Source organism: Streptomyces sp. NPDC037290 (assembly GCF_055603245.1).
Map to the genome: position 1 here is coordinate 445,873 of NZ_JBVJVZ010000003.1, position 26,284 is coordinate 472,156.

General features: G+C 72.4%; 16 protein-coding genes and 1 pseudogene. 13 read left to right on the forward strand and 4 right to left on the reverse strand.

What is annotated here, in order from left to right; genetic code table 11:
* Positions 1-99: 99 nt before the first annotated feature.
* Genes ACZ7HQ_RS12760 through ACZ7HQ_RS12785 form a run of 6 tightly spaced genes read left to right on the forward strand, consistent with a single transcriptional unit; the run spans position 100 to position 5,583 of the window.
* Positions 100-1,068, forward strand: coding sequence for an ABC transporter substrate-binding protein (locus ACZ7HQ_RS12760; RefSeq protein WP_470987859.1), 969 nt, complete (start codon positions 100-102; stop codon positions 1,066-1,068).
* Positions 1,065-1,868 (forward strand): ABC transporter permease, encoded by an 804-nt coding sequence (locus tag ACZ7HQ_RS12765; protein ID WP_470987862.1) that lies wholly within the window; start codon positions 1,065-1,067, stop codon positions 1,866-1,868. The genes ACZ7HQ_RS12760 and ACZ7HQ_RS12765 overlap by 4 nt, the downstream gene beginning before the upstream one ends.
* Positions 1,865-2,665: an ABC transporter permease gene (locus ACZ7HQ_RS12770; RefSeq protein ID WP_470987864.1), complete on the forward strand. Its 801-nt coding sequence runs from the start codon at positions 1,865-1,867 to the stop codon at positions 2,663-2,665. Before ACZ7HQ_RS12765 ends, ACZ7HQ_RS12770 begins: the two co-directional genes overlap by 4 nt.
* The gene (gene mdlC, locus ACZ7HQ_RS12775; RefSeq protein ID WP_470987867.1) at positions 2,662-4,269 is read left to right on the forward strand and encodes a benzoylformate decarboxylase; all 1,608 of its coding nucleotides are present in this window, start codon (positions 2,662-2,664) and stop codon (positions 4,267-4,269) included. Before ACZ7HQ_RS12770 ends, mdlC begins: the two co-directional genes overlap by 4 nt.
* Before the next feature lie 3 nt (positions 4,270-4,272).
* Entirely contained in the window at positions 4,273-5,022 is a 750-nt protein-coding gene (locus tag ACZ7HQ_RS12780) for an ABC transporter ATP-binding protein (protein WP_470987869.1), read from the forward strand.
* A gap of 42 nt (positions 5,023-5,064) precedes the next feature.
* On the forward strand, positions 5,065-5,583 hold the full coding sequence (locus ACZ7HQ_RS12785; protein WP_470987872.1) for a hypothetical protein: 519 nt from the start codon (positions 5,065-5,067) through the stop codon (positions 5,581-5,583).
* A gap of 43 nt (positions 5,584-5,626) precedes the next feature.
* Here the strand turns inward: ACZ7HQ_RS12785 and ACZ7HQ_RS12790 are convergent, their stop codons facing one another.
* Together ACZ7HQ_RS12790 and ACZ7HQ_RS12795 are read right to left on the reverse strand one after the other, a co-directional pair.
* A complete protein-coding gene (locus tag ACZ7HQ_RS12790) occupies positions 5,627-8,266 on the reverse strand; it encodes a WD40/YVTN/BNR-like repeat-containing protein (protein WP_470987875.1) in 2,640 nt (879 codons plus the stop codon).
* Between the two features lie 105 nt (positions 8,267-8,371).
* Positions 8,372-9,496: a GNAT family N-acetyltransferase gene (locus tag ACZ7HQ_RS12795; RefSeq protein WP_470987878.1), complete on the reverse strand. Its 1,125-nt coding sequence runs from the start codon at positions 9,494-9,496 to the stop codon at positions 8,372-8,374.
* A gap of 987 nt (positions 9,497-10,483) precedes the next feature.
* Between ACZ7HQ_RS12795 and ACZ7HQ_RS12800 the strand changes: the two are divergent.
* The 5 genes and pseudogenes from ACZ7HQ_RS12800 to ACZ7HQ_RS12820 form a co-directional block, all read left to right on the forward strand.
* Positions 10,484-12,640 (forward strand): annotated as a pseudogene (locus ACZ7HQ_RS12800) (glycoside hydrolase family 31 protein); the annotation flags it as partial.
* A 145-nt stretch (positions 12,641-12,785) separates the two neighbouring features.
* The gene (locus ACZ7HQ_RS12805; RefSeq protein ID WP_470987881.1) at positions 12,786-13,994 is read left to right on the forward strand and encodes a chitinase; all 1,209 of its coding nucleotides are present in this window, start codon (positions 12,786-12,788) and stop codon (positions 13,992-13,994) included.
* Positions 13,995-14,130: 136 nt separating this feature from the next.
* Positions 14,131-14,907 (forward strand): polysaccharide lyase family 7 protein, encoded by a 777-nt coding sequence (locus ACZ7HQ_RS12810; protein WP_470987882.1) that lies wholly within the window; start codon positions 14,131-14,133, stop codon positions 14,905-14,907.
* Positions 14,908-15,021: 114 nt separating this feature from the next.
* Complete coding sequence (locus tag ACZ7HQ_RS12815; protein WP_470987885.1) at positions 15,022-15,474, forward strand: hypothetical protein; 453 nt, start codon at positions 15,022-15,024, stop codon at positions 15,472-15,474.
* A gap of 79 nt (positions 15,475-15,553) precedes the next feature.
* Entirely contained in the window at positions 15,554-17,728 is a 2,175-nt protein-coding gene (locus tag ACZ7HQ_RS12820) for a hypothetical protein (protein ID WP_470987887.1), read from the forward strand.
* 160 nt (positions 17,729-17,888) lie between these two features.
* On the opposite strand, the gene ACZ7HQ_RS12825 is transcribed toward ACZ7HQ_RS12820, so the two are convergent.
* Entirely contained in the window at positions 17,889-21,263 is a 3,375-nt protein-coding gene (locus tag ACZ7HQ_RS12825; RefSeq protein WP_470987889.1) for a pyruvate carboxylase, read from the reverse strand.
* 159 nt (positions 21,264-21,422) lie between these two features.
* The gene (locus tag ACZ7HQ_RS12830; protein ID WP_470987891.1) at positions 21,423-22,715 is read right to left on the reverse strand and encodes a hypothetical protein; all 1,293 of its coding nucleotides are present in this window, start codon (positions 22,713-22,715) and stop codon (positions 21,423-21,425) included.
* Between the two features lie 479 nt (positions 22,716-23,194).
* On the opposite strand from ACZ7HQ_RS12830, the gene ACZ7HQ_RS12835 reads away from it, so the two are divergent.
* The gene (locus ACZ7HQ_RS12835; protein WP_470987893.1) at positions 23,195-24,184 is read left to right on the forward strand and encodes an aldo/keto reductase; all 990 of its coding nucleotides are present in this window, start codon (positions 23,195-23,197) and stop codon (positions 24,182-24,184) included.
* 815 nt (positions 24,185-24,999) lie between these two features.
* Positions 25,000-26,262 carry an MFS transporter gene (locus ACZ7HQ_RS12840; protein WP_470988922.1) on the forward strand — a complete coding sequence of 421 codons (1,263 nt, stop codon included), beginning with the start codon at positions 25,000-25,002 and terminating at the stop codon, positions 26,260-26,262.
* Positions 26,263-26,284: the final 22 nt, after the last annotated feature.

Sequence of the window (26,284 nt, forward strand, 5' to 3'; positions counted from 1 at the left end):
GACAGCGACGCGCCCCGGTCCGTTCGCATTTCCCCAAAGACCCCGAAATCCCCCTCAGATCTGTAGCGATCATGACAATGGAGGGGTAGGCATGCCGGTATGCCTTTACGCCGGTCATGCTCGGGAAAGAAACGGCTCGCCGCGCTCGTCGCCGCCGCGGCGCTGGTCCTCGTCGGCTGCGACAGCGGCGGGAAGTCGCCCTCCGCGGACGGGCGGCAGCAGCTGACCGTGGCGGCGCTGCCGCTCACCGACTCGGCCGCCCTCTATCTCGCCCGGGACCGCGGGCTGTTCGCCAAGGAGGGCCTGGACGTGCGCATCCAGCCCGTCCAGCAGAGCATCCAGGCGCTGCCCGCGCTCCTCAAGGGCCAGGTGGACGTGATCGCGAGCGCCAATTACGTCACCTATCTCCAGGCGTACGAGAAGGGCACCCTGGACCTGCGCATCCTCGCCGAGGGCGTCCGGATCGCCCCGCACATGATGGACGTCCTCGTCCCCAGAAACTCGGCGCTGAGGACACCCAAGGACCTTGCGGGCAGGAAGGTCGCCGTCGCCGTCCTCAACAACATCCAGTCCCTGACCCTGAACGCGATCCTCGACGCGCAGGGCGCCGGGCGGCCCGTCTACCGGCAGCTCCTGTTCCCGCAGATGGGCCCCGCCCTGGAGAGGGGCCAGGTGGACGCCGCGCACGCGGTCGAGCCCTTCGACACCGCCATCCAGGGCGAGTTGGGCGCACGGGTGCTGCTGGACGCCGGATCGGGCCCGGCACGGGGCCTGCCCGCCAGCGGATACATCACCACGCACGACTTCGCCGCCAAGCACCCGAAGGCCGCCGCGGGCTTCCGGCGTGCCGTCGAAGCGGCCTCCAGGCTCGCGGCCGAGGATCCGGGGGCGGTACGCACGGAGCTCCCCAGGTACGCCAAGGTGAGTGCGGACCAGGCCGAGCGGATCCATCTGCCCGCCTATCCGGCGACCGCCGACCCCGCCGCCCTGCGCCGGCTGATCCGGCTGATGCGCGCCCAGGGGCTGCTGAAGAAGGACATCGACCCGGCACCGCTCCTGGTGACATGACACGGCGTCAGGAGATGCTGCTGGGCCTGCTCGGCGCGGCGGCGGCCTTCGGGATCTGCGAGGCGGTCGCCAGGTCCGGGATCGTACGACGCAGCTACCTGCCGCCGGCCTCCGACGTCCTCGCCCGCGCCCTCCGGCTGGCGGGCGACCCGGCCTTTCTCGACGGGATCGGCGTGACCCTGCGGGCGTGGGCGCTGGGCCTCGGGCTCGCCTGCGCGGTCGCCGTACCGCTGGGCCTGCTGCTGGGCGCGGTACCGGTCGTGGAGGCCGCCGCACGCGCGGTGATCGAGTTCCTGCGGCCCCTGCCGTCGGTCTCGCTGATCCCGCTGGTGTCGCTGCTCCTCGGGTCGGGCACGGAGACGGAGGTGACGCTGATCGCGTACGCCTCACTGTGGCCGGTGCTGTTCAACACCGTCTACGGACTCGGCGAGACCGACCCGCTGGCCAGGGACACCCTGCGCGCCTTCGGGTTCGGGCGGCTCGCGGTGCTGTTGCGGGTGGAGTTGCCGGCCACGGCCCCGTTCATCGCCGCCGGGGTGCGGATCTCGGCCGCGGTCGCCCTGATCCTCGCCGTCGCGACGGAGCTCCTCTCCGGCTTCGGCCAGGGCCTCGGCATCTTCATCGCCCAGGCGGAGACGGCCACGGACGGTACCCGGGACGTGCTGGCCGGGGTGGTGTGGGCGGGGGCCCTGGGGCTGGTGATCAACGGCGTACTGGTCGGGGCGGAACGGCGGTTGTTCGCCTGGGCGCAGGAACCCCGGGAAGCGGCAGGGCGGTTGCGGCAGGGGACGCGGCGGTGAGGCGGCGCACCGCACTCTCCCTGGTGCTGCGCTGGGCCGTGCTGCTCGTCGCCGTCGCCTGCTGGGAGGCGGCCGCCCGTGCGCAGGGCAGCGTGTACTTCCCGCCGCCCCTGCGCATCGCCGGGCACGCCCGCGACCTGTGGTTCTCCGGGCCCGCCGGTCATCTCTTCCTCACCCCGGCCGCCGTCGACACCGTCCTGCCGAGCCTTCGCCGGATGGCGGCCGGGTTCGCGCTCGCCGCCGTCGCCGGGATCGTCCTGGGGATCGCGGTGGGCCGCTCACGGCGGGCGTACGCGCTGTGCAACCCGGTGCTCCAGTTCGCCCGGGCCGTACCGCCGCCCGCGCTGGTGCCGGTGTTCGTCGTGGTCTTCGACTTCGGTACGCCGATGCAGGTGGCGTCGATCGTGTTCAGCGCCGTATGGCCGGTGCTGGTCAACTCGGCCGAGGGCGCCCGGGCCACCGACCCGCTGCGGCTCCAGGTGGCGGCCGTGCTGCGGCTGACGGCGCCCGAACGGCTGTGGTTCCTGGTCCTGCCCTCGGCGCTGCCCCGGATCTTCGCGGGGCTGCGGCTCAGCCTGTCGCTGTGCCTGATCCTGATGGTGTTCTCGGAGCTGCTGCCGGGCAGCGACAACGGCATCGGCTTCACGCTCACCGACGCCCAGACCCGCTCCGACCTGCTCACGGTGTGGGCGGCGCTGGTACTGCTCGGCGCGCTCGGGTATCTGCTCAACACTGCTTTGCTGGCGGTCGAGAAACGGCTCGTCGGCCCCGGTTCGTCCGCAGGGAGGACGGCATGACGACGGTCACGGTGCGCGAGGCGGTCGTGCGGTTTCTGCGCGACACCGGTATGACCACGGTCTTCGGCAATCCCGGCTCCACGGAACTGCGGATGTTCCGCGACTGGCCGGACGACTTCACCTATGTGCTGGGCCTGCAGGAATCCGTCGCCGTCGGCATGGCGGCCGGGCACGCGCTCGGCACCCGGCGGGCCGCCTTCGTCAGCCTGCACTCGGCCGGCGGGGTCGGGCACGCCCTCGGGGCGGTGTTCAACGCCTTCCGCGACCGGGTGCCGCTGGTGCTCGTGGCCGGGCAGCAGGCGCGCTCCCTCATCCAGTTGCGGCCGTTCCTCGGCGCCGACGAACCGGCCCTGTTCCCGCGCCCGTACGTGAAGTCCGCCCGCCAGCCGGAACGGGCCGAGGACGTGCCGGCCGTGCTCGCCGAGGCGTACCGGATCGCGATGACGCATCCACGCGGCCCGGTCCTCGTCTCCGTGCCCGAGGACGACTGGGACCGTCCCGCCGAGCCCGTCACACCCCGCACGGTGCACTCGGCGTTCACCGCCGACCCGGACGCCCTCGACGCGCTCGCCGCCCGGCTGGCCTGCGCGCGCCCGGCGCTCGTGGTGGGCCCGGGCGTGGACGACGAGGACGCGCTGGACGAGGTCCGGGCGCTGGCCGAGCGGACCAGGGCCGGGGTGTGGATCAGCCCGCTGTCCGGACGGTCCGGCTTCCCCGAGTCGCATCCCCTGTTCCAGGGGTTCCTGCCGCCGACAGCCCGTCAACTGGCCGCCCGGCTCGCGCCGTACGACGTGGTGGTCGCTCTCGGCGCACCGGTGTTCACCTATCACGTGGCCGACGGCGGCCCACCGCTCGCGCCCGGCACCGAGCTGTTCCACCTGGACTGCGACCCCGGCCAGGCCGCCTGGCTGCCCGTCGGCACCAGCCTCGTCACCACGCTGCGGCCCGCCGTGAGACGGCTCACCGGTCTGCTGGAGAAGCAGGCCGACCGCGACCCGCCCCCGCCCCGGCCGGCCCCCGAACCGGCCCGCGCCGAGGGGCCCATCACCCCGGAGCTGTTCTTCGACCTGCTGCACACCCGGCTGCCGCGCGACCGGGTCCTCGTCGAGGAGGCCCCGAGCCACCGCGACACCCTCCACACGCGCGTGCCCGTCGAGTCCGGCGGCGGCTTCCTCACCACGGGCAGCGGCGCGCTGGGCTGGGGCCTGCCGCTCGCGGTCGGCCGGGCGCTCGCCGACCGGCACCGGGTGGTGTGCGTGGTCGGCGACGGCTCGGCGCTGTACGCGGTGCAGGCGCTGTGGACCGCGGTCCGGCACGCGGCACCGGTCACCTACGTCCTCCTGGACAACGGCGGCTACGCGGCCGTCCGCGCGCTGGGCCGCCGGATCGGCATCGCGCCCGTCCCCGGGACGGACATCACGGGCATCGACTTCGTGGGCCTCGCGCGGTCCTTCGGCTGCCCGGCGGCCCGTGCCGGACAGCCCGAGGAACTGCCGGCCGCCCTGGACCACGCTCTGCGCCTCGGCGCCGACGCGGGCCCCTTCCTGCTGCACCTGCGGGTCACCGGCAGCGCGGGCACCCTGTACGAGCCCTGGGCCGGGTGAGGGATGCTGCGCCTCGACTCCGTCAGCCGGCACTTCGGCGACCAGCACGTCCTGGACGGCATCAGTCTCACCGTGCCCGACGGGCAGCTCCTCAGCGTGGTGGGGCCCTCCGGCTGCGGCAAGTCCACGCTGCTGCGCAGCATCGCAGGACTGCTGCCCGCGCAGGAGGGCACGATCACGATCGACGGCACACCGGTGGCCGGCGTACCGGAACGGCTCGCGGTCGTCTTCCAGGAGTACGGCCGCTCGCTACTGCCCTGGCTCACGGTCCGCGACAACGTGGCCCTGCCCCTGCGCCGCCAAGGCCTCGGACGCGCCGCCCGCCGGGCCGAGGCCGAGACGATCCTCGAACGCGTCGGCCTGCACGGGGCCGCCCGGCGCCATCCGCGCGAGCTGTCCGGCGGCATGCAGCAGCGCGTCGCCCTCGCCCGCGCCCTGGTCTGCCGGCCCTCGCTGCTGCTGATGGACGAGCCGTTCGGGTCGCTGGACGCGGGCACCCGCGAGGACCTGGAGGACCTGCTGCTGGAGGTCCATCGCACGAACGACACCACCATCGTCTTCGTCACCCACGACATCGACGAGAGCGTGTACGTCGGCGACCGCGTCGTCGTCCTCTCCCCCGGCCCCGGCTCCCGCGTCGTCCGGGACCTGCCGGTCGGCCTGCCCGGCGAACGGGACCAGCTCACCACGAGGAGCCTGCCCGCCTTCGTGACGCTGCGCACGGAGGTCGGACGGGCGGTGCGCGGCGGCTGAGGCATCCTGGAAGGCGTACTCGGGAGGCCGGGAGGTACTGGCATGCGGTGGTGGGCCGGTGGATGTGCGATCGCCGCGCTCGTCGTACTGGCGGGGTGCGGGGCGCCGACGGGGCGGGGAGCGGGTTCCGGTACCGGCGCGTCCGGGCCGTCCGCCGCCTCCAAGGCCCCGCACGGCCCGGAGTCCCCCGGCGGGACGGGCACGCCCTCCGGGTCCTCGGGGCGCTGCGTCGCCGGGCGTGCGGACGTCTCCGTCGCCCCCGGCGACCCGGTCCGGCGCCGGCTGTGCGTGCGCCCCGGGACGGTGGTGACCCTCGTGCTGCGGCCGCGCCTGGACGACAAACGGTGGACGGGCGTGCTGAGTTCGGCGCCCGCGCTCGTGGTGGCGTCCGGCTGGCGGGTGGACGCCGACGGCACCGGGCACGCCACCCTGCGCTGCGCGGGCACCCGGGGCGGCACGGCGGAGATCACCGCGGCGGCCAGGGCGCCGGACGTGGCGGGCGCGGCACGCCCGGTCCTCACGCTGGACGTGAGCGTGGTGCCGTACGCGCAGGAGGGGTGAGCCCCGGAGCTCCGGGGGTCACCCCTCGTGTGCAGCGGGGCGGTCAGCGCAGGTCGCACACCTTGACGGTGTAGATCCCGCGGCCGTGCGTGGCGGCGTAGAGCGTGCCGCCGTCCGGGCTCGCCTTGAGCTGGAGCACGGCGACGGCCGGGAGGCTGCCGATCCGCTGCCAGGTGGGGCGGCCCGGGGCCCGGTAGACGACTCCGAGGTCGGTGGCGACGGCGAGGCCGCCGTCCGCCGTCACCAGCGCGGAGTCGGTGGGCACGTCGGGCAGGTCGGCCGAGATGTCCTTCCAGGTGGTGCCGCCGTCGGTGGACTCGAAGACGTGGCCGACGCCGGCGCCGGGGCCCTCGGTCCAGTGCCGGGAGAAGCCGTTGACGGCGAGGAAGACGTGGTCGGCGTTCTTCGGGTCGACGGCGAAGCCGCTGAGGTAGCGGTTGGGCACCGTGCCGTCGGCGGGCAGGCTGATGTCGTGCCAGCCGGTGCCGTCCGCGTTGCCGACGGCGATGCCGCGGGCGAAGCCCTGGTTGTTGCAGGGGCCGCACCAGGCGGCGTAGATCTTCCCGCCGGAGGCGGCGACGGCGGTCGCGACCCGGCCGGCGCCGAAGTCGTGGACGCTGGTCCACTGCGTGCCGCTGCGGATGGCGTACCCGTGGGTCTGCACCCAGATGTGCCGGCCGCCGGCGACCCACGTGTTGCCGTCCTTCATGTCCGCGGCGAGCGGGGCGATGAAGCGGGCCTCACTGGTGGCGCTGTCGGGCGGGGCGACCGCGTACGAGGTGGCCTTGCTCGGGTCCTTGGTCCAGCTTCCGTCGTTCACCGCGCAGTTCTGCGTGACCTGGACGGCGAGGTAGACGTACTCCTGGGCGATGTCGCACCCGTTGGCGGGGTCGGTGAGGGTGTCGCCGCCGTCGCCGCCGAAGTCGGAGCCCATGACCTTGTCGTTGGCGCGCAGGATGGACTGGCCGTTGTCCTGCAGACCGCCGGTGACGGACAGGCCGCCGTGGTCGAGGTCCTTGCCGATGCCGACGGAGTAGTACTGCAGGGTGTCGATGGTGCCGTCGTTCAGTGAGGTCCAGTCGGTGGCGTGCCCCGAGGCGTCCTGCGCGCCGTTCACCGGGCGCTTGTAGACGCCGCCGTCGTTGCCGACGTAGACGAAGCTCTTGCCGTGGTAGCGGCCGATCGCGACGCCGTGCTGGTCGGAGTGGGTGGTCGGGTTGCAGTCGCCGGTCTGCTTGGCCGGGTCGATGCTCCAGCAGGGGAAGGTGAAGTTCCAGTACGGGCCGACGGTGGACCAGTTGCCGCCGCCGTCCTTGGTCTCGTAGACCTCCTCCAGGCCCGCGTACACGTGCTGCGGGTCCGCCGGGTCCACGGCGAGGAACTGGTTGTACCAGGCCTGCACGCCCGGCATGTAACCGGCCGTGGTCAGCGCCGAGTTGTCGGCGGCCAGGCCCTTGTAGTCGGCGATCTTCGTCCAGGGGCCGTTCGGCGAGCCGGACGTGGAGACGTAGATGCCCTCCAGGCCGCTGTCCGGGTTGGTGTTCAGCTGCTCCGGGGACTGGTCGATGGCGTAGTAGCGGGAGCCGTCGGCGGAGCGGGCGAAGGTGACGTTGCCGACGTTGTCGGCATCGGCCGGGAGGTCGCCGAGGCCGCCGGTGATCCGGGTCCAGGTGCCACCCGTCCTGGTGTAGAAACCGTTGTAGTCGTCGCCGCTGCGCCAGCCGACGGCGAGGACCACCTTGGACGGGTCCTTGGGGTCGATGGCGATGTCGTTGGCGATGTTCTTGTACGGGGCGCCCGGGTCGTGGGCCTCGGAACCGCCGGGCAGGAAGTCGGGGTTGGGTGCGAACTCCAGCTTCCAGGGCCCGCTCAGCTTCTTCGTGGAGTGGCTCCACACGCCTTCGCTGGTGGCCGCCCAGACCTTGTCGCCGCCGAAGCGCAGCTCGTGGATGGTGGTGCTCTCCAGCTCGTCACCGCCGACCCTGCTACGGGTGGAGAAGGTGCCGCGGTGCGGGTGGGCGAGGACGTAGACGCCGCTGCCGAGATAGGCGTCGGCGTTGGTGGTGGCCTCGCCCGTGCCCAGCCACAGCCGGCCCGAGCCGTCGAGGGCGAGGGCGCCGGTGGACTGGGCGGGCAGCCGGTCGCTGATGGGCTGCCAGTGGCCACCGCCGGTGCGCGAGCGCCACACCCCGCCGCCGGCGCTGCCCGCGTAGACGTAACCGTCGTCGTCGGCGGCGAGCGCCGCCGTCCGGCCGGTGACGTTTCCGCTGCCGCCGCTGGAGTTGGAGTCGATGTCGCGGTAGCGGGGGTCGTCGGAGTCGTACGGCAGACCGGTGATGTGGTGCCAACGGCCGCCGGTCCTCCTGAGGTTGGTGAGATCGTGCCAGGCGGCGCCGTACGCACCCGGTGACACGACACCCGGTGAGGTGCGGGCCTCGGCGTACTGGTCCGCGCCCTCGGCTATCTCGTCCGCCTCGTTGCCGTCGTCGTCATCCGCCGCCACCCGCGGCGAGGCGGTGCCCACCGACTGCTCGCGCGCCTTGGCGAGTTGGCCGAGCGTGCCGCCTCCGAAGGGGCTGACGCCCCGTCCGGAGGCGGCGGACGGGGGTATCGCGAGGAGCGCGGCGGACGCGGTGAGCGCGCAGACGGCCAGCCACCGTCTTCTGTGGGTTGGCAGGGACACCAAGGACCTCCCGGGTGCAGCGGTACTGCTGACGCAGGAGACCCGACCACGCGGGCACGAGAGCGTCCCGCACTTGAGACAATCTTGACGAGAACCTGCCAGTAATTACCGCTCCGGAGGCCCGCTCTTCGCGGCGGCCGCGGAAGCCGCCGTGCTCTGGGTGCGCAGCCGGCCGGCCGTCTTCAGCAGCCGGTCGGCCGGATCACGCAGCCCGGGATGGGCCAGCACCGTGTTGCGCAGACCGCGCACCGGCCTGCGCCACAGCCGCTGGGCCAGCGCCACCGGGTGCGCGCGGGCCGCGAAGCCCTCGGCGACCCGCAGTTCACGGGTCTTCAGCCAGTCCTTGTACTCCTTGTCGCCGCGCCCGAGGTCCACAAGCGTCACGCCGTGCCGGGCGGCCGCCTCGGCGGTCCTCAGGTGCATCATCAACCCCGGTGAGTAGTAATGCAGTTCGGGGTCGTAGGCGGTGAACCAGGCGGCCAGCACCGTGCTCGACCGGGGGCCGAAGTGGGCCGCGACCGGCCGGTCGCCCGCGTACAGCACGGACAGCACTCCGGTGCAGTGCTCCTCGCGCACCTGGAAGAGGTGGTCGACCAGGCCCACGATCCACGGCCGGGAGAACCGGTCCATGCGGCCGGTCCTGCGGTACTGCGCGGACTTCCACCGCATGAGGGTGCGCAGCGCCCGCGGGTCGCGCTCGTCGAAGACGAACCGCACCTCGCCGATGTCCCGGCCGAGCCGCCGCTCCTTCTTGAGGGTCGTCTTGGCCAGGCCCGGATAGGTGGCGCGCAGCCATTCCGGGTAGTCGCCGTCGCCGGGCTTCACGTCGATCACCGGGGAGGCGAAGGTCCCGGTGACGTGCGGCGCGAACGGCCGCTGTTCCTGGACGAGATGGTCGAATTCGAAGATGCTGAGCCGGCAGGCCCGCAGCAGCTGCCCGGCGTCCCAGGTGACCCCGGGCCGGTGCACGAGCGCCTGGCAGTCGGACAGTCCGAGCCCGATGGCCCGTCCGGTGCCGAGCGGGCCCCGCTCGTACGGGAAGAACCCGGCCGGCTCCCCGTGCTCGTGCAGGACCGCCACCCGCGCACCGCTGCGGTACCGGCCGACGCCGATCGCGAACTCCGGTGCGAGGAAGGGGTTGGCGTACTCGGGTGACTCGTCCATCGCGCGGTGCCAGGCCCCGCGCAGCTCGGGCGTCAGCTCGCCGGGTCTGTGGATGGTGATCTCCACCTCAGTTCGACCGCCCTTCCGCAGCTTTCGCGAGCGGTGTGCCCGAGGCGGCACAGGCCGGTGAGGCGTGTGGATCATGGCTCATGGATCGCATGGGCGACCGCTCCCCCCATGACGCGCCGGGCGCGTCCTGCCATTGGTACCGGTGTGCGCCGAATCCCCTCCGTGCGCGACTGCTCAAACGTCGCGAAACAGTACGCACACTGTCAAGGGTGCCCCAGGCGACGGATGATCCGCCACGGGTCTGCGGACATCGGGGACAACCCTTTGTAAAGGGATTCCTCAGCCATAAAACATTCCTCGGCGGGGCTGTGGTGAACCCCCGGTACACGAAGCTCCGCCGGGGCCCGCGTCCGGCCGGGTCACGGGTCCGCGCTCTTGACATGAACCTGCGTCAAGCCCGAGGCTTCCTGCTTGAAGTTGCTCGATTGACGCTCATTTCGAGCGCTTCCGAGCAAGTGCACGCACAGCAAGACACTCAGTCCGCAGTGCTGCGAGGGGAGCTGTTCCGCCGTGCAAAGACCGCGAAGACTGCGTCACCGTGTGCCGTGGCCGGCCTGGGTACCGCTGGGCCTGGCGGTCGCCCTGGCGGGAACCGGGCTCGTCGCCCCGGCACCCGCCCGGGCCGCCGCCACCGGGGCCGTACTCGACCCCGCTCACAGCAGCGTCAGCTGGCAGAGCCCGGTCTACGCCAAGGGCACCGGCGGGGGCACCGAGAGCTGCCCGGACGCCGCGACCGACCCGGACAACAAGGTCTGCGACCGCTTCGACGTGACGGTCTCGGTGCCCGACGGCTACTGGGACGACAATCCGGAGGGCGGCGTCCCGCTGTCGGTCAGGTGGGAGAAGCCCTCCGACGACTTCGACCTGTACGTGTACGACGACCACGGCAAGCAGGTGGCGTCCAGCGCGGGCACCGCCGACCCGGAGGCCACGGTGATCCCACGGGCCTCGGGGACTTACCACGTACTGGTCGTGCCGTACGACGTGCACGACAACTCCTTCACGGGCACCGCCTACCTGCCCGCCACCACGGACGCCGGTGACCTCACCTCCTTCTCCGGCGGCCGGGGCAGCTACACCGTCAGGGCCGGTCAGCTCACCGCGCGGGCCGACTTCCTGGCGCAGGGGCAGCTACGGCTGCAGGCGGACCCGTCCGGCTCGCTGAGCGATCCGGCGGGCACCGCCATCGTGCGCGGGCAGCCCGCCCCGGAGCGGCACACCTCGTCCTTCGACGCGGGCGACTACTACGGCATCCGCTCCCCGCGGGCCGTCCTGCGCGTGTACAAGAGCCCCCTGCGCTTCGGGTTGTACAGGCCGGACAACCGCACCCGGATCTGGCAGGAGGACAAGCCGCTGCGCTGGTCGACCGGCGGCATGCGGCAGAGCCTCGTCCGCGGCGCGGACGAGCAGTTCTTCGGCGGCGGCGAGCAGAACGGCAGCCTCTCGCACCGCGGGCGGACGATGTACGTGTCCAACAGCTTCGACTGGGACGAGGGCGGCTACAACAACTCCCAGCCGTTCTACCTCTCCAGCGCGGGCTACGGCGTCTTCCGCAACACCTTCGCACCGGGCGTCTACACCTTCGGGCAGCCCGTGACCACCGGCCAGCAGGAACGGCGCCTGGACGCCTACTACTTCCTCGGCGACGCCAAGCAGGTGATCGGCGCCTACACGGCGTTGGTCGGCAAGCCGTTCATGCCCCCGGTGTACGGGCTCGAACCCGGCGACTCGGACTGCTATCTGCACAACGCCAACCGGGGCGAGCGGCACACCCTGGACGCGTTGAAGATCGCCGACGGGTACACCCAGAACCAGATGCCGCTCGGCTGGATGCTGGTCAACGACGGCTACGGCTGCGGGTACGAGAACCTGGAGCAGACCGCCAAGGGCCTGCAGGACCACCACGCCGAGCTCGGCCTGTGGACCCAGGACGGGATCGGCAAGCTGGCCGATCAGGTCAAGGCGGGCCAGCGGGTGGCCAAGCTGGACGTGGCCTGGGTCGGCAACGGCTACAAGTTCGCCCTGGACGCGTGCGACGCCGCGAAGAAGGGCATCGAGGACAACAGCGACGCACGCGGTTTCGTCTGGCTTCCGGTGTCCTGGGCGGGCGCCCAGCGCTGCGGGGTGCTGTGGAGCGGCGACCAGAAGCTGTCCTGGGACTACATCCGCTGGCAGATCCCGACGTACGCCGGCGCGACCATGTCGGGCATCTCCTACAACACCGGTGACGTGGGCAGCATCTACCGCCACGACGCCAAGATGTACGCCCGTGACCTGCAGTGGAAGGCGTTCCTGCCGGCCATCATGACCATGGACGGCTGGGCGAGTGACCTCACCACCGGCAAGCCCGCCGACCAGCAGCCCTGGCGGGACGGCGAGCCGTACACCTCCGTCAACCGCAAGTACCTGCAGCTCAAGGAGCGGCTGCTGCCGTACATGTACACCCTGGCCGCCGAGGCGGCGAAGACGGGTGTGGGTGCCGTGCGTCCGCTGTGGCTGGAGTACCCGGACGACCCGGACACCCTCGGGGACCGGGCGAAGTACGAGTTCCTGTCCGGCCCGGACTTCCTCGTCGCCCCGGTGTACCAGGACTCCGACACCCGCGACGGCATCCATCTGCCGAAGGGCACCTGGACCGACTACTGGACCGGCCGCACCTACCAGGGCCCGACGACGGTCAACGGCTACCACGCCCCGCTCGACACGCTCCCGTTGTTCGTGCGCGAGGGCGCGGTCGTGCCGATGTGGCCGAAGGGAACGACGAGTTGGCAGACCCGGGACCGGCACGAGCTGGACTGGGACCTGTATCCGGCGGCCCACGGCACGAGCCGCTACACCCTGTACGAGGACGACGGGGTGACCCGCGCCTTCACCAGGGGTGCGGCCGCCACCCGGCAGGTGTCCGTGCGCGCCGACGGCCGGGGGACGACCGTCTCGGTGGGCGCGAGCAGGGGTGAGTACGCCGGCAAGGTGGACGCCCGTGGCTACCGGTTCACCGTGCACGGTGGCCCGGCACCCGCCCGGGTCCTCCTGGACGGCCGCCAACTGCCCGCCTCGGCCTGGTCGTTCGATCCGGCCACACGTGTCACGACGATCACCACACCGAGTCTGCCGCTGGACCGGGCCTTCCGTGTGCGACTGGTCGAAGGGAGGTAAAGGAATCGTATGGTCTAGTCCAAAGCGTGCGTTGGTCTAGTCCAACTCATTGACGTGACCGCAACAGCTCCCGGAGGGTGGGGCTCCCCGGTTCGGGGACCTCCCCACCCCCACCCTCTGGAGGCACGCAGTGAGACCTCTTCGGGCATGTCTGAGCGCGGCGGCGGCCGTCACGCTCGCCGCCGCGGGCACCACCGCACTCGTCGCGAACACCGCCTCGGGTGCCACCACCGCGCTGAGCAACCGCTGGTACGCCGCCGCCCCGTATCTGATGCCGCTGGACAACGACCCGCCGGACCCGGCCGCCATCATGGACGCGAGCGGCCTCAAGGCCTTCCAGCTGGCCTTCGTCCTCGCCCCCAACGGCGGTGGCTGCTCGCCGACCTGGGGCGGCACCGCCTCCGTGTCCTCGGACACGGCCGTGCAGTCGATGATCAGCACGATCCGCGCCAAGGGCGGCGACGTGTCGGTCTCCATCGGCGGCTACGGCGGCACGAAGCTCGGCCAGGCCTGCTCCGACGCGGCGTCCACGGCGGCGGCCTACCAGCAGGTCATCAGCAAGTACGGGCTGCACGCCATCGACTTCGACCTGGAGGAGCCGGAGTACGAGAACACGGCGGCCATCAAGAACGAGATCGGCGCGGCCAGGATCCTCCAGCAGAACAACCCGGGCCTGTACGTATCCGTGACCACGGCCGGCACCGCGGACGGCACCGGCTGGTTCGGCAAGCAGATGCTGCTGGAGGCCAAGTCGCAGGGGTTCACCCCGAACAACTTCTCCATCATGCCGTTCGACGGCGGCTTCAACGGGGCGGCGAGCCAGACCAGCGCGCTGACCAACTTCAACTCGATCCTGCAGTCGACCTTCGGCTGGGACCAGGCGACCGCGTACGCCCACGAGGGCTTCTCCGGCATGAACGGCCGCAGCGACACGGGCGAGTACTTCACCCAGGCGGACTTCCAGACCGTGCTGGACTACGCCACGAGCCACAACATGGACCGGTTCACGTTCTGGTCGCTGAACCGCGACCGGCAGTGCAGCCCGCCCGACAACGGGGGCCGTACGTCCGGCACCTGCTCCAGCGTCCCCCAGAACCCCTGGGACTTCGCCACGTACTCGGTGAGGTTCGCCGGCGCCACCCCGCCCACCACCACACCGACACCGACCCCCACCCCGACCCCGACCTCCTGCAAGCCGGCGTGGAGTTCGGCGGCGGTGTACACGCAGGGGAACGAGGTCTCGTACAACCACCACAACTGGAAGGCCAAGTGGTGGACCCAGAACGAGGTGCCCGGCGCCTCGGAGTGGGGGCCGTGGCAGGACGAGGGCGCCTGCTGACCCCTTGACGGGTCTGGTTCAGACCTCTAGCTTCTCGGGTCACCGATGGCCAAGGATGCGTTCAGCGTTCATCATACTGAACGCATCCGGCGGTCCGCCACGGTCCGACACCCGGTCCGAAGAAGGGACCCCCCACATGACCCGCTCCCGGCTCAGCGCGGTGCCGATCACCGCGGGCCTCGCCCTCGCCCTGACCCTGCTCGCCGGCCCCGGCGCGAGCGCCGCCGACCCGCATGTCGCGCCCGGAGGCAACTTCGACCTGTCGGTCTGGGAGCTGCAGGAGCCGGTCGGCTCCCCCGGCCACCCGACCACCATCCCGTCGTCCCGGCTCCAGGGCGCGAGCGGTTACCAGGACGCGTACTTCTACACCGACACCCGCGACGGGGCGATGACCTTCTGGGCGCCCGAGAAGGGCGTGACGACGCCGAACTCGAACTACGCCCGCTCCGAGCTGCGCGAGATGAACCGCGACGGCAGCGCCGCCGACTGGGCCCTGTCCGGCTCGCACCGGATGAGCGCGACCCTGCGGGTGGTGTCCGTGACGGAGAACGTGTGCGTCGGGCAGATCCACCTCGGCAGCGGCGGCTCCTCCACCAAGCCGCTGCTGGAGCTGTACTACCGCGCGAACGGCGACATCGTCCTCGGCACGGAGAACTCACCGTCCGGCGGGCAGACCCCGCACGGCGTGGGACACGTGCCCGTCGGCAGGACCTGGAGCTACACCATCGCCGTGTCCGGCGGCGACACCATCGACCTGACCGTCAACGGCACCACCACCCACTACGGCATCCCGTCGTCGTTCCAGCCGTACAGGCAGTACTTCAAGGCCGGCTCCTACAACCAGTCCTCCTCGGACAGCACCACGAACGGCGCCCGCGTGGCGTTCTACGGCCTGACCGTCACCCACGGCTGAACACCGCCGAAGACGGCTGACACGCGGCCCGACCTGCGCGACTGGTGCAATCGGCCGTACGGTCGTAGCGTCGGGTGCACGCGGTCGGACACAGCACGACGGGTGGGAGCGGCCATGCGCGGATCAGTGAGGGGAACGGCGGCCGTCCTTGCGGCGGGCGCCCTGCTGACGGCGGCCATGACGACGGCTTCGGCGAGTCCGCCGACCCCGCCCCACAAGGCCGACCCCCCGCGCCCGGTTCTCGTCGACTGCACCTGGCGCCAGAACGTCCGGCCGGCCGACTTCATCCTGGCCTGCGGCGACGGCAACAGCCGCCTCATGGGGCTCCACTGGACACAGTGGAGCCCGGACGGGGCGACGGCCACGGGTGTGAACTGGGTCAACGACTGCAAGCCGTACTGCGCGGCCGGTCACTTCCACGGCTACCGGGTGACCGTCCGTCTCGACGACCCCAAGGCATGGAAGAAGCACCCGTCCGTGCAGCACTACACACGGATGAGCCTCACCTACGCCGATACCCGGCCGGACGCCTTCAAGCAGGTCATGACCTACCCGCTCTGGGACTGATCCCGCCGGGGAAGCGTACGTCCCCCGGGCGGGCCGAATTTCGGTGCGGTGGCCCGTACGCCTCTGCGATCATGCCGCAATGCGCGACACCCTCGAACAGCTGGTCGTTCGGCACACCCATCGCATCCCCGCCCCCACCGGACCCGCCGGTCACGGCGAAGTGGCGGCGCGGCAGTTCGACGCCGCCCTGATGTCGGTGGGCTTCAAGCTCTCCGCGGCCGCCCTCGTGCACCTGTCGTCGCTGGCCGAGGGTGTCGTCGTCGACACCGCCGTCCGCACCCTGGCAACGGTGCGTGAGCTGGTCGGCGACCATGTCGAGCACAATGTCTACTTCGCCGACTTCCCGGCGAACGTCCCCGGCACCGTCGAGTTCTGGGCGCGGTGCATCGACAGGGCGCTCGCCGACGGCTCCACCCGCGAGGGCACGCTGAAGCAGCTGATCAGCGGGGTGGTGAACCTGCTGACCCTGCCGTCCTACGGCCGCTACCAGCACACCTACGCCGAGATGCTCGCCCGGCACGACGAGCTGATCCCGGCGGCGGGCGACCGCCTGACCGTGCTGGAGCTCGGCGGTCCGCCGGCCGACGAGGTCACCGCGCTGTACCTGGCCCTGGCCGGGAGCAGCACCCCGCTGGGCGAGGAGGGCCTCGGCGACCTGGAGGTGCTCGCCGGGGCATGCGTGGCCGGGCCGCAGCCGGAGGCGGTCCCCGTGCGCGAGAACCGGGCCGTCGTCAACCGGGCACGGCTGCGGGCGGGCGCCGGCCTGCTGCTGGACACCGTCACCGACGTGCTCCGCCTGGCCTGCGCGCTGTCCGGCGGTGACGTGACCCTTCAGGAGCCCACCCGGTTCCGGGCGCTGTCGAGGCCGGTACGGCGTGCGCTGCTCGCGGGGCTGGACTCCGTCGTCGCCGCCTCCCCCGCGAAACTGGCGGACGTCTCGGCCCACCGGGAGGCGTTCAAGCGTCTGGGGGAACGGCTGCACCCGCACGAGCACCCGCGGTGGCCGCACGCCGCCGAGGTGTTCGCCGTCGCGCGCGGTGAGCAGCGGGCGCCGTCCTTCGAGGGCCGCGTCGAGGAGCTGCTCGGTGCCGGGGACGTCACCGGGGCGGTACGGCTGCTGCGGTCCGCGCCGGGCAAACTGTTCCGTTCCCTGGACCGGCTGCTGCGCACGGCCCGCACCCAGGAGGAACGCGACACCGTCGTCGCCGCGGCCGAGAAGGCCGCCCCGGAGGTGTCCGGCCGGGTGCTGCTGTCGGTGCGCGAGCACCTGCACAACCGTGCCGGGTCAGGTGAGGGCCGCCGGGTGTTCGTGGGCCGGCGGGGCCGCGCCAGCGTCACCGACGACACCCGACCGCCCCTGCCGGCGCCGGAGCGCGAGCGGCTGACCGCGGTGCTCGACGACGAGATCGGCAGCCGGCTCCCGGTGGTGGACCGGCTGCTGGTGGACCCGGACATGCGCGATGTGGCCCTCCCGCTCAGCGGCAAGGCGACCGCCTCCGGCCTGGGCGTGCTGCCGCGCGGCTCCCTCTCCCCCGTCGACGGCGAACTGCTGCGCTTCTTCGTGTACTGGAAGCAGACCAGCCTGCGCACCGACTACGACCTGTCGGCGCTGCTGCTCGACGCCGGCTACGAGACGGTCACCTGGCTGTCCTGGACGGCCCTGTCCGACGTCGAGGGCGAACACTCCGGCGACATCACCGAAGCACCCGACGGCGCCTCGGAGTTCATCAACCTGCGGCTGGGCGCCGTGCGCGGCACGTTCATCGTCCCGCAGGTCAACATCTATGCCGGGGAGGGCTTCGAGGAGGTCGAGGAGTCCTTCTTCGGGTTCATGCTGCGCGAGTCCGAGCAGGCCGGCCGCCCCTTCGAGCCGCGCACGGTGCGGATGAGGTCGGAGCTGCGCGGGCCCGGCAGGGTCGCGCTGCCGCTGGCGTTCCTGCGCGGCGCCGACGGCCGGTGGCGCGCGAAGTGGCTGCACCTGTACCTCAAGGGACACCCGGCGGCCAACCGGGTCGAGGGCAACCAGGTGTCGGTGGCGACACTGCTGCGCGGCGTCGTCGAGCGGGAGTACCTCACGGTGGGCTACCTCGCCGGGCTGCTGGCCGAGCGCGGCGCGACCGTGACCGAGTGGGACGGTACGGCGGCGGTGCCGGACGGCCCGGTCACCTACCTCGGCCTGCAACGGCCGGAGGGACTGCACCCGGACTCCCTGATCGTCACCCCGGAAAATCTGCGCGACCTGATCCCGGAGTGACTGCTAGCGTAGGCGGCGGCGAGGCCATGAAGGGGCTTCCTTCTCCTTCTCTTGCAATGAGATTCGACGCCAGTCCCTTCGCTCTCCTCGCCCTCGACGTCGGCCCCGTGGCACCTTCCGGTACCACGGGGCCTCGTCGTTGGTGCCGTGCGGCCCCGGCTCAGGCGAGCTCGACCAGCAGGTCGCCCCCCTCCACCTGCTGAATCCTGTTGATGGCCAGCCGGGACACCCGGCCCGCCTTCGGCGCGGTGATGGTGGCCTCCATCTTCATCGCCTCGATCGTGGCGACGGTGGCACCGGCCGCGACCTCGTCGCCCTCGGCCACCGCCAGGGTCACCACACCGGCGAACGGCGCCGCCACATGGCCGGGGTTGGCCCGGTCCGCCTTCTCCGTCACCGGCACGTCCGAGGCCGCGGCGCGGTCGCGGACCTGGATCGGGCGCAGCTGGCCGTTGAGCGTGGACATCACGGTGCGCATACCGCGCTCGTCGGCCTCACCGACGGCCTGCAGCTCGATCAGCAACCGGACGCCGGGCTCCAGGTCGACGGCGTACTCCTTGGCCGGGCGCAGGCCGTAGAAGAACGCCTTGCTGTCCAGGACGCTGGTGTCGCCGAAGGCCTGCCGGTGCGTCTCGAACTCCCGCGTGGGACCGGGGAACAGCAGCCGGTTGAGCGTGGCACGGCGGTCCTTGGCCAGGCCCTCGCGGTCCTCGGCGGACAGCTCGGGCACGGGCTTGGCCGCGGCCCGGCCCTGCAGCGCCTTGGTGCGGAACGGCTCGGGCCAGCCGCCGGGCGGGGTGCCCAGCTCGCCGCGCAGGAAGCCGATGACCGAGTCCGGGATGTCGAACCTGTCGGGCGTCTCCTCGAAGTCCTTCGGGGAGACCCCCGCGCCGACCAGGTGCAGGGCGAGATCGCCGACCACCTTGGAGGACGGGGTGACCTTGACCAGGCGGCCGAGGATGCGGTCGGCGGCGGCGTACATGGCCTCGATGTCCTCGAAGCGGTCGCCGAGGCCGAGGGCGACGGCCTGGGTGCGCAGGTTGGAGAGCTGGCCGCCGGGGATCTCGTGGTGGTAGACCCGGCCGGTCGGGGAGGCGAGCCCCGCCTCGAACGGCGCGTAGATCTTCCGCACGCCCTCCCAGTACGGCTCCAGGTCACCCACGGCCCCGAGGTCGAGGCCGGTGGGACGGTCGGAGTGGTCCGTGGCGGCGACCAGCGCCGACAGCGACGGCTGGGACGTCGTACCGGCCATCGATGCCACCGCGCCGTCCACCGCGTCGGCGCCCGCCTGGATGGCGGCGAGGTAGGTGGCGAGCTGCCCGCCAGCCGTGTCGTGCGTGTGCAGGTGCACGGGCAGGTCGAACTCCCGGCGCAGTGCCGAGACGAGCTTGGCGGCGGCCGGGGCGCGCAGCAGACCGGCCATGTCCTTGATCGCGAGGACGTGCGCGCCGGCCTCGACGATCTGCTCGGCGAGGCGCAGGTAGTAGTCGAGGGTGTAGAGCCGCTCGGCGGGGTCGTTCAGGTCGGCGGTGTAGCAGAGGGCGACCTCGGCGATCGCGGTCCCGGTCTCGCGTACGGCCTCGATGGCGGGACGCATCTGGCCGACGTCGTTGAGGGCGTCGAAGATGCGGAAGATGTCGATTCCGGTGGCGGCGGCCTCCTGCACGAAGGCGTCGGTGACCTCGGTCGGGTACGGGGTGTAGCCGACGGTGTTGCGGCCGCGCAGCAGCATCTGCAGACAGATGTTGGGCACCGCCTCGCGCAGGGCGGCCAGCCGCTCCCAGGGGTCCTCGGCGAGGAAGCGCAGCGCCACGTCGTAGGTGGCGCCGCCCCAGCACTCCAGGGAGAGCAGCTCGGGCAGGGTACGGGCGACAACCGGGGCAACGGCCAGGAGGTCCTTGGTGCGCACGCGGGTGGCGAGCAGGGACTGGTGGGCGTCGCGGAAGGTGGTGTCGGTGACGCCGATGGTCGGCGACTCGCGCAGGTGACGGGCGAAGCCCTCCGGGCCGAGGTCGACCAGCCGCTGGCGGGAGCCGGCGGGCGGCTCGCCGGCCGGCAGCGGGGGCAGCTTGGTGACCGGGTCGAGCAGGTCGGGACGCTCGCCGTGCGGCTTGTTGACCGTCACGTCCGCGAGGTAGGTGAGCAGCTTGGTGCCGCGGTCCGCGGAGGAGCGGGCGGTGAGCAGGTGCGGGCGCTGCTCGATGAAGGAGGTGGTGACCCGGCCCGCCTGGAAGTCGGGGTCGTCCAGGACGGCCTGCAGGAACGGGATGTTGGTGGCCACGCCGCGGATGCGGAACTCGGCCACGGCACGGCGCGCACGGCCGACGGCCGCCTTGAAGTCCCGGCCCCGGCAGGTGAGTTTGACCAGCATCGAATCGAAGTGCGCGCTGATCTCCGTACCGGCGTGGGTGGTTCCGCCGTCCAGGCGGATGCCGGAGCCGCCCGGGGAGCGGTAGGCGCTGATCCGGCCGGTGTCCGGACGGAAGCCGTTGGCGGGGTCCTCGGTGGTGATACGGCACTGGAGGGCGGCGCCGCGCAGGGTAATGGTGTCCTGGGCGAGGCCGAGGTCGGCGAGGGTCTCGCCGGAGGCGATCCTCAGCTGGGCCTGGACCAGGTCCACGTCCGTGACTTCCTCCGTCACGGTGTGCTCGACCTGGATGCGCGGGTTCATCTCGATGAAGACGTGGTTGCCGTCGGGGTCGAGGAGGAACTCGACGGTGCCGGCGTTGCGGTAGCCGATCTCGCGGGCGAAGCGCACGGCGTCGTCGCAGATCCGCGCGCGCACCTCGGGGTCGAGGTTGGGCGCGGGGGCCAGCTCGATGACCTTCTGGTGGCGGCGCTGGAGCGAGCAGTCGCGCTCGTAGAGGTGGATGACGTTGCCCTCGCCGTCGGCGAGGATCTGCACCTCGATGTGGCGCGGGTCGACGACGGCCTTCTCCAGGAAGACGGTCGGGTCGCCGAACGCGGCGTCGGCCTCGCGCGAGGCGGCCTCGATGGACTCGCGCAGCTGGGCGGGTTCCTCGACGCGGCGCATCCCGCGCCCGCCGCCGCCCGCCACGGCCTTGACGAAGACCGGGAAGCCGATCTCCTCGGCGGCGCCCACCAGTTCGTCCACGTCGGTGGAGGGCTGGGAGGAGCCGAGCACGGGCACGCCGGCGGCACGGGCGGCGGCGACCGCGCGGGCCTTGTTGCCGGTCAGCTCCAGGGTGGCCGTGCTCGGGCCGACGAAGGTGATGCCGGCTTCCTCGCAGGCACGGGCGAGTTCGGGGTTCTCGGAGAGGAAGCCGTAGCCCGGGTAGACGGCGTCGGCGCCGGCCCGGCGGGCAGCGGCCACGATCTCCTCGACGGAGAGATACGCCCGCACCGGGTGCCCTGGTTCTCCGATCTCGTACGCCTCGTCGGCCTTCAGCCGGTGCAGCGAGTTGCGGTCCTCGTGCGGGAACACGGCGACCGTGCGCGCGCCGAGTTCGTAGCCCGCCCGGAACGCGCGGATCGCGATCTCTCCACGGTTGGCTACCAGCACCTTGCGGAACATCCTGGATTCCCTTCAGCTGCCCTGCCGGCGACGAACACCATGGTGTCAGCCACGCCCTGCCGTACCTCGCGGCACACCCTAGGGGGTGCCCGCGCGTGTCGACGTGCGAAAACCATCACATCGGCGGGGTGGCCGGCGCCACAGTCACGGGCGGGGGGATCAACGTTCCGAGGACGTCATCGCCGCGTCGTGCGCGCGGTCGGCCCGCACCGGAGCGGCCACGGCCCGGGCCGGCCCGGACACGGGCGCGGGGATCACGGCCGGCCCGGAGGGCGGGGGCCGCCCGTGTCGGGCCTCGACGGGCACGGGGCCGCTGCGCTCGGACTCCGCGGGTACGCGGCCGCTGTGCTGGGACTCTGCGGATGCGGTGGCGCCATGGCGGGGCTCCGCGGGCACGGGGGCGCCATGGCGGGGCTCCGCGGGCACGGGGGCGCTGTGTCGGGCCTCGACGGGCACGCGGCCGCCGTGCTCGGACTCTGCGGATACGCGGCCGCTGTGCTCGGACTCCGCGGACGCGGGGCCACCGTGCCGGGCCTCCGCTGGTACGCGGCTGCCGTGCTCGGACTCCGCGGATGCCGGGCCACCGTGCCGGGCCTCCGCAGGCACGCGGCCGCGTGGGCGGGGGTCTGCGAATACCGGGCCGTGGTGTCCGGACTCGGCGGGCGCGCGGACTCCGGGCCGAGTCTCCGTGAGGACGCGGCCGCGGTGTCGGGTCGGCAGGAGGGACCGTGCGTACGCCCGTAGGCGTGCGCGGCGGCCGTGGAGGAGGCCGAGGACGAGCGCCGTGCCCACCGCGATCAGGTGCTCGCGTCCGGCCAGGTTCGGCACGGCGACGGACTCCCAGACCATCGAGCCGCCGGTCATGGTGAACACCACGGGTGCGCGTCTGACCACCGCGACGTACGTGAACAGGCCGACGACGGCCGCCGAGGGGCCGGTGTCGAGCACATGGCCGTACGCGGGCGGCAGTCCCAGGCCCCACCAGCCGGGGCCCAGCGCGATCATCACGCGGGCGGCGAGCGTGCCGGCCACGGTGGTGGCGTAGGCGATCGCCAGGGTCCGGGCCCGGCCCAGAAGCAGTTCGGCGAGGGCGAAGGAGAGGAACAGCGAGGTGAGGCCCGCCCACACGGGCAGGTCGAGCGCGGGGACGTACAGCGACACGGGCGTGCGCAGCAGCGACAGCCACAGCGGGAGGTCCCCGGTGACGCCGCCGAGCCGCCGGACCCACAGCGCGCCGAACGGGTGCTGGGCGATGTCGTGGAACACGACCACGCCGACCGCCGCGACGAAACCCAGCAGGAGCGCCGACAGTCCGCGCCGGGTGAGGCAGCGGACCGGGTCGACGACGATGGCGTGCCACTCGTCCCGCAGGGTTCGCCCGGTGAACCGGACGAGCCGTGCGAGTAACCAGCGGCGCGAGCGCCACCGGTCGACGTGCCCGTCAGTCGTCATGAGGCACGGCACGCCTTCGGCTCCCCCGTCATGTCCATCGCCCCTTTCACCCCGCTTCCGGTGGTCAGACCGTGCGGGGCGTTTTCCGGCGTTCGCCCGTTTCAGGCGTCCCGATCGGTGACAGTTCAGCGAGCCGGAAGACGGGCGTCAAGATCCCTTACGGGTACGCGCGGGTGTGGGAAGACCCACAGGCGGGCGGGGAGGGAATCGAGGGCCGGGAGGGAACCTCCACCCCCTCGGATCCGTCCTCCGGGACAAGGCTGCTCCAGCACCGGACACGGCGATCCCGGTGACGATCCGACCAGGCGTGCCTTGACTTCGAGAGCGCTCCAACTCGTAGCGTCACACACGTCCGGCACGCGGGTACCGCGCCCGGCCTCCCCCACGGGATGCCGGGTGCCGCGATCCGTCGCTAGATGGATGAAGGGCCTCGTGCCGTACGGACGACGATCGCGTGTGCAGGAAAGGCTGGGACACACATGCAGAAGCGCAGTCTGCGGGACCTCCAGGTATCGGCCATCGGCCTCGGGTGCATGGGCATGTCCGCCTTCTACGGCTCCGCCGACCAGGAGGAGGGCGTCGCGACCATCCGGCGGGCCCTGGAACTGGGCATCAACTTCCTCGACACGGCCCAGGTGTACGGCCCGCTGACCAACGAGTCGCTGGTGGGCGAGGCGATACGGGGACATCGCGACGAGTACGTGATCGCAACCAAGTTCAACTACCGCATGGACGACGCGGTACCCGGCGACATGAGCACGATCGGCCGGCAGGACGGCTCGGCCGAGCATGTGCGCAGCTCGGTGCACGGCTCGCTGGAGCGGCTGGGCACCGACCACATCGACCTGTACTACCAGCACCGGGTCGACCCGAACGTGCCCATCGAGGAGACGGTCGGCGCGCTGGGCGAGCTGGTCGCCGAGGGCAAGGTGCGGTACATCGGGCTGAGCGAGGCGAGCGCGGAGACCATCCGGCGGGCGCACGCCGTGCACCCGGTCACCGCGGTGCAGAGCGAGTACTCGCTGTGGACGCGGGACGTGGAGGCCGAGGTGCTGCCCGCGTGCCGGGAGCTGGGCATCGGTTTCGTGCCGTACTCCCCGCTCGGCCGCGGCTTCCTCGCGGGCCGCTTCACCTCGCCGGACGAGCTCGACGAGAACGACTTCCGCCGCGCCAACCCGCGTTTCACGGACGCCAACCTGGAGGCGAACCTGCGGCTGGCGGCGAAGGTGAAGGAGATCGCCGCCGAGAAGGACGTGACGCCGGCCCAGCTGGCCATCGCCTGGGTGCTGGCCCAGGGCGAGAACCTGGTGCCGATCCCGGGCACCAAGCGGCGCACCTACCTGGAGCAGAACGCCGTCGCGGTCGACGTCGAGCTGTCCAAGGAGGACCTCTCCCGCATCGACGCGGAGCTGCCGGAGGCGGCGGGTGAGCGGTACGACGAGTCCGGGATGCGGGCCGTCAACCGCTGACCGCCGTGGGGGCCGGGATCCGCGGTGCGGCGTCCGCGGGTCCGGGTGCGGCCGCTCGTCGCGGCCGCACCCAGACCCAGCCGCGCGCCCCTCAGGGGCGCCCGCCCGACCGGGGCAACGGCGACACTGCCGCCCCACTGGGCCGAGCTCCCGGCTCACGGGCCGCGTCGGCCAGGTCCCGGTCCGTGGTCTCCGGGGCCAGGAACTGGGAGACCGGTCCGCCGACGGCCTGGACGCCGGCGCCGACGAGGAGCACGAACCGGGCGCCGTAGCGGTCCGGGCCCGTCGGCAGCAGGAAGGTGCCGACGGCCGCCCCCGACGCGGTGACGAAGAACGCGCCACGGCCGCCGGGCGAGGCGGAGGGACGGGAGCTGCTGACGCGGGTGCAGCGGGGTCGTCCGGCGTCGCGCGGTGTTCGTGGTGCTCGTCACACATGAGGCGCCTTATTCCGCGGGACTTCACGGGCTGCTGACGCCTGCGTGACCAAGGCCCCGAGCCCGGCCGGACCGGCACCTGTGAGGAAGCCCACGATCGGCCCAACTGGCTTGGAAGCGCTGGCCTTTGACGCTGTCGTCGTCGGCTCGGCGGCCGGTGGGGCGACCCCTGTCCCCTCCCGTCTGCCAGCATGGTCGGCGACCCTGACCGGGGATGGCCCGGCCGCGCAGTGCAGCCGGCCCGACGGGTTCCGCCGGTCCGTCTCCCACCCCCTGGTTGTCGAGTACCCCGCCTTGTCCTCTGCTCCTGCCCTGTCCTCGTCCGTGTCCGACTCCGCTCCCGCCTCGCGGTCGCCCTGGCGTTCCCTGCGGCACCGCGGGATGCGCTGGTGGTCGGCCGCCAACTTCGTCTCCAACGCCGGCACCTGGATGCAGCTCACCGTGCAGAACCTGCTCGTGCTGCACATCACCGGTTCCGCCGCGGCCACCGGCCTGTCGATCTCCGTACAGGCGGCGCCGGCGCTGTTCGTAAGCCTGCTGGGCGGCGCGGCCGTGGACCGCTGGCCCCGGAAGCTGACGGTCGCCGTGAGCCAGGCGCTGCTCGGCGCGGTCGCGTTCACCACGGCGCTGCTGGTGGCGCTGGACCGGATCGACATGCCGACGCTGCTGGTGCTGGCCGCCGTGACCGGCGTCATTGCCACCGTCGACGGCCCGGCCTGCGCGCTGCTCGGCAACGATCTCGTGCCGAGGGAGGACGTGCCCTCGGCGATCGGTGTGGGCGCCCTCGTGCACAGCGCGGGACGGCTGGCCGGCACCGCGCTCGCCGGTGTGACCGTCGGGTTCCTCGGTACGGGCGCCGCGTACGCCGCCAACGGGCTGTCGTTCCTGTTCGTGGCGTCGGTGGTGCCTTTCCTGCGCCCCGTACACGGGTCCGTGAGCGAGCCGGCGGCCGCGGCGGCACCGGCCGCTCCGGCGCACGCTCCGGAGCACGCGGAGATGAGCGTGCGGGAGGGGCTGAAGTTCTTCGTGCGCCGGCCCCGTCTGATGGCCCTCGCCGGGATCACCGGCATCAGCTCCGTCTTCGGCCGCAACTACGGCCTCACCCTCGCCGTCCTCGTCACCGGACCGCTCGCGGGCGGCGCCGGGTCCTTCGGCACCGTCTCGACGGTGCTGGCGGTCGGCGGCATCATCGGTGCGGTGCTCGGCGCCCGGCTGCGCAAGCCCTCCGTGCGGACCGTGGGTCTGCTCGCGGCGGCCGGGGCCCTCCTCCAGGCCGTCGCCGGGCTGTCGCCGTCGCTCGCCGTGCTGATGGTGCTGGTGCTGCCGATGGCCGTGGTGGAGTCCGTCTCCGACACCGCCGGCACGGCGGTCCTGCAGACCGACCCTCCCGCCCATATGCGCGGCCGGGTGCTCGGGGTGTGGAGCAGCGTCGGCACGGTGTGGAGCCTCGGTGGGCCGCCGCTGCTGGGCCTGCTCATGGAGTGGGCCGGTGCGCGCGGCGCCCTGGTCGCCGGTGGTCTGCTGATCGCCGGTTCGATCGGCGCGGGGCTGCTGGTCCGGCGCCGCGGGGCCCTGGTGCCGGTGGCCGTGGCCGCGAAGGAAGGCGACGTGACCGGCCGCGAGGCGCTGGGCACGGCCGCCTGACGGATGCGGGGGACCCGGTACC

What these genes read in the sequence shown, in the direction of transcription:
- ACZ7HQ_RS12760 (WP_470987859.1), top strand. Translation starts at nt 100, where the DNA reads ATGCCTTTACGCCGGTCATGCTCGGGAAAGAAACGGCTCGCCGCGCTC.
- ACZ7HQ_RS12765 (WP_470987862.1), top strand. Translation starts at nt 1,065, where the DNA reads ATGACACGGCGTCAGGAGATGCTGCTGGGCCTGCTCGGCGCGGCGGCG.
- mdlC (WP_470987867.1), top strand. Translation starts at nt 2,662, where the DNA reads ATGACGACGGTCACGGTGCGCGAGGCGGTCGTGCGGTTTCTGCGCGAC.
- ACZ7HQ_RS12780 (WP_470987869.1), top strand. Translation starts at nt 4,273, where the DNA reads ATGCTGCGCCTCGACTCCGTCAGCCGGCACTTCGGCGACCAGCACGTC.
- ACZ7HQ_RS12785 (WP_470987872.1), top strand. Translation starts at nt 5,065, where the DNA reads ATGCGGTGGTGGGCCGGTGGATGTGCGATCGCCGCGCTCGTCGTACTG.
- ACZ7HQ_RS12810 (WP_470987882.1), top strand. Translation starts at nt 14,131, where the DNA reads ATGACCCGCTCCCGGCTCAGCGCGGTGCCGATCACCGCGGGCCTCGCC.
- ACZ7HQ_RS12815 (WP_470987885.1), top strand. Translation starts at nt 15,022, where the DNA reads ATGCGCGGATCAGTGAGGGGAACGGCGGCCGTCCTTGCGGCGGGCGCC.
- ACZ7HQ_RS12820 (WP_470987887.1), top strand. Translation starts at nt 15,554, where the DNA reads ATGCGCGACACCCTCGAACAGCTGGTCGTTCGGCACACCCATCGCATC.
- ACZ7HQ_RS12825 (WP_470987889.1), bottom strand. Translation starts at nt 21,263, where the DNA reads ATGTTCCGCAAGGTGCTGGTAGCCAACCGTGGAGAGATCGCGATCCGC.
- ACZ7HQ_RS12830 (WP_470987891.1), bottom strand. Translation starts at nt 22,715, where the DNA reads ATGACGACTGACGGGCACGTCGACCGGTGGCGCTCGCGCCGCTGGTTA.
- ACZ7HQ_RS12835 (WP_470987893.1), top strand. Translation starts at nt 23,195, where the DNA reads ATGCAGAAGCGCAGTCTGCGGGACCTCCAGGTATCGGCCATCGGCCTC.
- ACZ7HQ_RS12840 (WP_470988922.1), top strand. Translation starts at nt 25,000, where the DNA reads ATGCGCTGGTGGTCGGCCGCCAACTTCGTCTCCAACGCCGGCACCTGG.